The organism is Streptomyces sp. WAC 04229 (assembly GCF_003947455.1).
Taxonomy (GTDB): domain Bacteria; phylum Actinomycetota; class Actinomycetes; order Streptomycetales; family Streptomycetaceae; genus Streptomyces.
In genome coordinates this window covers 1-5,838 of record NZ_QHJH01000292.1, presented here as the reverse complement: position 1 = coordinate 5,838, position 5,838 = coordinate 1, and the positions used below count along the sequence as shown (strand labels likewise).

4 protein-coding genes are annotated in these 5,838 nt (G+C 71.4%); 3 read left to right on the top strand and 1 reads right to left on the bottom strand.

Annotated elements, in window-relative coordinates; translation table 11 throughout:
• The first annotated feature begins 120 nt into the window (after positions 1-120).
• Together DMH12_RS36645 and DMH12_RS36640 are read left to right on the top strand one after the other, a co-directional pair.
• Entirely contained in the window at positions 121-1,500 is a 1,380-nt protein-coding gene (locus tag DMH12_RS36645) for an NAD(P)/FAD-dependent oxidoreductase (protein ID WP_125495614.1), read from the top strand.
• Positions 1,501-1,681: 181 nt separating this feature from the next.
• Positions 1,682-3,337, top strand: coding sequence for a SpoIIE family protein phosphatase (locus DMH12_RS36640; RefSeq protein WP_125495613.1), 1,656 nt, complete (start codon positions 1,682-1,684; stop codon positions 3,335-3,337).
• A gap of 33 nt (positions 3,338-3,370) precedes the next feature.
• Here DMH12_RS36640 and DMH12_RS36635 read toward each other — a convergent pair whose 3' ends face one another.
• Positions 3,371-4,648: an MFS transporter gene (locus DMH12_RS36635; RefSeq protein WP_125495615.1), complete on the bottom strand. Its 1,278-nt coding sequence runs from the start codon at positions 4,646-4,648 to the stop codon at positions 3,371-3,373.
• Between the two features lie 137 nt (positions 4,649-4,785).
• Between DMH12_RS36635 and DMH12_RS36630 the strand changes: the two genes are divergently transcribed.
• Entirely contained in the window at positions 4,786-5,334 is a 549-nt protein-coding gene (locus tag DMH12_RS36630; protein ID WP_125495612.1) for a MarR family winged helix-turn-helix transcriptional regulator, read from the top strand.
• The last annotated feature ends 504 nt before the right edge of the window (positions 5,335-5,838 follow it).

The window sequence follows — 5,838 nt, the reverse complement described above, 5'->3', positions numbered from 1 at the left end:
CCGCTGACCTGCACGACCGCGCCGCATCACGGTCCTGTGGCCATGGCCGCGCCTCCGCGATCTCCGGTCACACAATTCGACGAGCCTGTGGACAAACGCAAGCGCCGGGTGCGTCATGGGATGGTGAAGGAACGTGCGCGCATTCTCGTTGTCGGCGGTGGCTACGTCGGGATGTACACGGCCCTGCGTCTGCAGCGGAACCTCAGGGGTGAACTCCGGCGGGGCGAAGCCGAGATCACGGTCGTCACCCCCGACCCCTACATGACGTACCAGCCCTTTCTGCCCGAGGCGGCGGCCGGCTCCATCTCCCCGCGACACGTCGTCGTGCCCCTGCGCCGCCTCCTCGGCCAGTGCCGCCTCGTCATCGGCGAGGCCCGGTCCATCGACCACACGGCACGCACCGCCACCATCACCACCCTCGCCACCGACGAGGAGAGCACCGGCGCCCGCCGGCTGACCTACGACGAACTCGTCCTCGCGCCCGGCTCGGTCTCCCGCACCCTGCCCGTCCCCGGCCTCGCCGACCACGGCGTCGGTTTCAAGACCCTCGAGGAGGCCATCGGACTGCGCAACCACGTCCTCGAACAGATGGACATCGCCTCCTCCACCCGCGACCCCGCCGTCCGCGACGCCGCCCTCACCTTCGTGTTCGTCGGCGGCGGCTACGCGGGCGTGGAGGCCCTGGGCGAGCTGGAGGACATGGCCCGCTACGCCGCGCGGTACTACCACAACGTCACCCCCGAGGACATGAAGTGGATCCTCGTCGAGGCATCGGGCCGCATCCTGCCCGAGGTCGGCGAGGACCTGGGCCGCTACACGGTCACCGAGCTGCGCCGCCGCAACATCGACGTACGCCTGGACACCCGCCTGGACTCCTGCGCCGACCGCGTCGCCGTCCTCAGCGACGGCTCCCGGTTCCCCACCCGCACGGTCGTCTGGACCGCCGGCGTCAAACCCCACCCGGTCCTCGCCGCCACCGACCTCCCCCTCGACGACCGCGGCCGCCTCACCTGCACCGCCCACCTGTCGGTCGACGGCGCCCCGCACGCGTGGGCCGCGGGAGACGCCGCCGCCGTCCCGGACGTCACCGCGTCCGACCCAGGCCGGGGGTGCGCCCCCAACGCCCAGCACGCCGTCCGCCAGGCCAAGGTCCTCGCCGACAACGTCACGCACACCCTGCGCGGCGAGCCCCTCGACACGTACGCGCACACATACGCCGGTTCCGTCGCCTCCCTCGGCTTCCACAAGGGCGTCGCGCACGTCTACGGGCGCAAGCTGAAGGGCTACCCCGCGTGGTTCATGCACCGCGCGTACCACCTCAGCCGCGTCCCCACCGTCAACCGCAAGGCGCGCGTGCTGGCCGAATGGGCCCTCGCCGGACTCTTCAAACGGGAGATCGTCTCCCTGGGTTCACTCGAACATCCCCGAGCGGAGTTCGAACTCGCGGCCGGTGGAAAGCCTTCCCAGGAACCGCCGCACAACCCGAAGGGGTCGTCCTGACCGGAGTCCGGAACTCCCCCGCCGACTGAGGCGTCTGACGGATGTCGGCCAGGCCGGCACCCTGCCAGACTGGTCCACCACCGCGGGCGCGCCGCCGCTCGCCCCGTGCGGCCCCCGGGGCCCCGGCCGGTCCCGGCCGTCCCGGTCTCCGGCCGCCGACAACTACACGAGGCAAGGATTCGTGAACTTCACGCGCTGGAGCGCCCGACTCCCCGGAACGCAGCGCCGCGCCGCAGCGCGGACCGACACGACGGTCTCCCCCGACCGGCGGAGCGACGGCTCCGTACCCGCCGCCCGCGTCGAGCAGCTGACCGAGGAGGCCCCGCCCGTCCCCGCCGTGGACGAGCTGCCCGTGCGCGACGTCCTCGACCGCGTCCCGGCCCTCGTCGCCCTCGTGCACGGCCCCGACCACCGCCTCGCCTACGTCAACGACGCCTACGTCGCCGCATTCGGCATGCGCGACCTGGGCGCACGCGCGCGTGAAGCCCTCCCCGAGCTGGACGAACCGGGCCTCTTCCCGCTCCTGGACCAGGTCCAGCGCAGCGGCAGACCCCGCACCCTCAAGTCCCGCAAGGCCCCCGACGGCCGCTCCTACACCTTCACCTGCACCCCCGTCACCGAGGGCGGCAGCGGCGACCGCGGTGACCGCGGCGTCCTGGTCTTCGCCACCGACGTCACCGACCACGCCGAGGCCGCGGCCCGCCTCCGCGCGAGCGAAGCCCGCCAGCGCGAAACCGCCGTCACGCTCCAGCGCTCCCTGCTCCCCCAGGAGCTGGAGGAGCCCGACGACCTGCGCGTCGCCGCCACCTACCACCCCGGCGGCACCGAGGCCGCGGTCGGCGGCGACTGGTACGACGTGATCACCCTCGGCGGCGGCCGCACCGCCCTGGTCATCGGCGACGTCATGGGCAGAGGCGTCCGCGCGGCGGCCGTCATGGGCCAGCTCCGTACCGCGGTCAGGGCCTACGCCCGCCTCGACCTGCCCCCGCACGAGGTGCTCCAGCTCCTCGACGGCCTCGCCACCGAGATCGACGCCAACCAGATCGCCACCTGCGTCTACGCCATCCACGACCCGAACGAGGGACGGCTGGTCTACGCGTCCGCCGGGCACCTGCCGATCCTGGTCCGCGACGAGAACGGCACCGTGCAGCGCGCCGACGAGCCCACCGGCCCGCCGCTCGGCACCGGCGGCTGGGTGCACACGTCCGGCTCGATCTCCCTGACCCCCGGCTCCACCGCCGTCCTCTACACCGACGGCCTGGTGGAACGCCGCGACGAGGACCTGGACGAGGGCATCGCCGCCCTGGAGCGCGCCCTGTCCGGCGCGACCGGCACCCCGCAGGTGATCTGCGACCGCCTGGTCCGCTCCGCGGGCGTCACCCCGGACCACGACGACGACGTCGCCGTCCTGGTCCTCCAGCACCCCGCCCGCGCCGGCGCGGACGCCGAACTGTTCCGCAACGCCGCCCTCGAACTGCTCGGCGGCGTGGAAGCGGCCCCACGCGCGCGTGCCTTCGCCTCCGGCGTCCTGACCAGCTGGCGCTTCCCCACCGACCTGCACGACCTGGGCGTCCTGGCCACCAGCGAACTGGTCGCCAACTCCCTCCAGCACGGCACGCCGCCCATGCGGCTGCGCCTGCGCCGCACCGACCGCCGCCTGATCATCGAGGTCACCGACGGCGACGACCACCTGCCCAGGCGCCGCCGCGCGGAGCCAGGGGACGAGTCCGGCCGGGGCATCGCCATCGTCGCGACCATCGCCACCAACTGGGGGTCCCGGCGCACACCCGGCGGCGGCAAGGCCGTCTGGTGCGAGTTCGTCCTGCCGAAGCCGTGACGGACCGGAACCCGCCACGGCTACACACCCGGCTCACGCCTCCGCGGCCGCTACCGCGTCCGACGGCGCCCGGCCCTGCGTGACCACCCGGCTCCGGGCCAGCGACGGCTGGTTCTGTACGTCGGTCAGCTGCCGCCCCAACCGCACCGCCAGCACCGTGATGCCCAGCGAGAACAACAGGAACGCCACGATGTACGGCGCGTGCAGCGAGGCCCCGAGCGGCCCGCCGACCGCCGGCCCGATCGCCAGCGCGAGCTGCTTCACCAGGGCGAAGGCTGAGTTGTACTGCCCGGCCAGCCCGGTCGGCGCCAGGTCCGCCACGAGCGGGGCCAGCGTCGGCGACAGCATCGCCTCACCCAGACCGAACAGCGCGTACGTCGAGATGAAGGCGGCCGTCGCCATCGTCTGGCTGCCGTGCCCGAGCCCGGCGTACCCGGCCACGGCCCACGCCACGGCCCAGATCAGACCCACGGCGGCGATCACGCGCGACCGCTTCCGCCGCTCCACGAACTTCAGCACCGCGAACTGCGCGATCACGATCATCAGCGTGTTCGCGGCCAGTGCCGTCCCCAGCGCGGACGTGGTGATCCCGGCGGCCTCGACGCCGTAGGCGCTCAGCCCCGACTCGAACTGTCCGTAGCAGGCGAAGAACAGCACGAAGCCCAGCACGCACAGCTGCACCATCGCGCGGTTGCCCAGCAGCTGCTTCCAGCTGCCCCCGGCGGCCTGGCCCGGGACGGCCTCCACGCGCGGGGCGCGCGGCGCACGCACGGTGGCCATCACCGCGACCAGCACCAGGAACATGGCCGCCTCGATCGCGAACAGCAGTGTGAAGGACGAGGCACTGGTGGTGTCGACCAGGTGTCCGCCGATGAGTCCGCCGACGCCGAGGCCCAGGTTCTGCAGGAAGAACTGCATGGCGAAGGCCCGCGACCGGGTCTCCGTCGTGGAGCAGTCCACGATCATCGTCGCGAGCGCCGGCTGCATCACGGCCTGCCCCGCGCCCAGCGCGGCGGCGGACAGCAGCACGGTGGCCGCCGAGGCCGAGAGCCCGAGGCTCAGCGCCCCGAGCGCGGCGGTGACCAGGGCGATGAGCAGTACCGGCAGCGGGCCCCGCCGGACGATGGCCCGCCCGGCGAACGGCAGCACGATCAGCGCGGCCACCGCGAAGACGGCGAGCACGAGACCCGCCGTCATGGAGCCGAGCCCCCGGACCTGCGCCACATAGACGTACAGGTAGGGGACGGTGAAGCCGAGTCCGAACGCGCTGAGTGCGTTGCCCACGTGAATCCGGCGCATCGCGGCGCCCATTGCCCTGGTCACGTTCACCCTCTCTTGGGTCGATCGCTCCAGCCGTTAGAGCTGAAGACTTAGAAGCTAAAGTTCGAAGGTAAAGAGTACATAGCGAAGGACTTCAAGGCAAAGGAGCGGCGTGCCATACTGCGGCCATGGGCGACACCTCCGGCGCAGGCGAACCGCCACTCGAAGAACAGATCGCCGCCTACCAGCGTGAGTTCCAGGGCCTCGACCCCCAGGTCGAGAAGATCGTCTCGGCCCTGTCCCGCCTCAACCGCCGCATGAACGTCGCGTACGGCCGGCAGACCGCCGAGCTGGGCATCAGCAACACCGACTGGGAAGTACTCAAGGCACTGGTCCTCTCCGGCGCCCCCTACCGGCTGGGCCCCGGCGACCTCGCCAAGCGCCTCGGCCTGACCCCCGCGGCGATGACCCACCGCATCGACCGCATGGTGACCGAGGGCCTGGTCACCCGGGAGCGCGACGAGTCGAACCGGGTCCGCGTCATCGTCGAGCTGACGTCGGAGGGGCGCGAGAAGTGGCTGGAGGCCATGCGCCTCGCCTCGGTCTTCGAGGAGGACCTGCTCCAGGACCTCTCTCCGGACGACCGGACCGCGCTCGGCGAGGTGCTCACCCGCCTCCTGCGCCGGGTCGAGCACGCCCAGCCCGACGCGGGCGGCCGGCTCAGCGACCTCGAATAAAGATCTTGACAGAGACGCTTGACAGCCCCCTACGGGGTCCGTACAGTTCTTCGGGTTGCCACGGCACCGTAACGGTTCTGCGGCAGCACCTCCGCCGCAGCAGCGGCAACCAAACCACCAGCACGAGCCCCCAGTGGGAATGACTTCGGCATGTCCGAATTCAATTCCGATTGTCGCTCGACGGCCCGGTAGCCCCCGATTGGGAAACACCGACACGGTCCGCTAAGGTTTGAGACGTCGGAACGGCCCAAGCGCCGGGAGGACAACCCCCTCTGACGGGGAATCAGAGCCCGAAAGGATCTGATAGAGTCGGAGCCGCCGGAAAGGGAAACGCGAAAGCGGGAACCTGGAAAGCACCGAGGAAATCGGATCGGAAAGATCTGATAGAGTCGGAAACGCAAGACCGAAGGGAAGCGCCCGGAGGAAAGCCCGAGAGGGTGAGTACAAAGGAAGCGTCCGTTCCTTGAGAACTCAACAGCGTGCCAAAAGTCAACGCCAGATATG

Coding starts and splice junctions, on each gene's coding strand:
- DMH12_RS36645 (WP_125495614.1), top strand. CDS start 121: ATGGTGAAGGAACGTGCGCGCATTCTCGTTGTCGGCGGTGGCTACGTC.
- DMH12_RS36635 (WP_125495615.1), bottom strand. CDS start 4,648: ATGGGCGCCGCGATGCGCCGGATTCACGTGGGCAACGCACTCAGCGCG.
- DMH12_RS36630 (WP_125495612.1), top strand. CDS start 4,786: ATGGGCGACACCTCCGGCGCAGGCGAACCGCCACTCGAAGAACAGATC.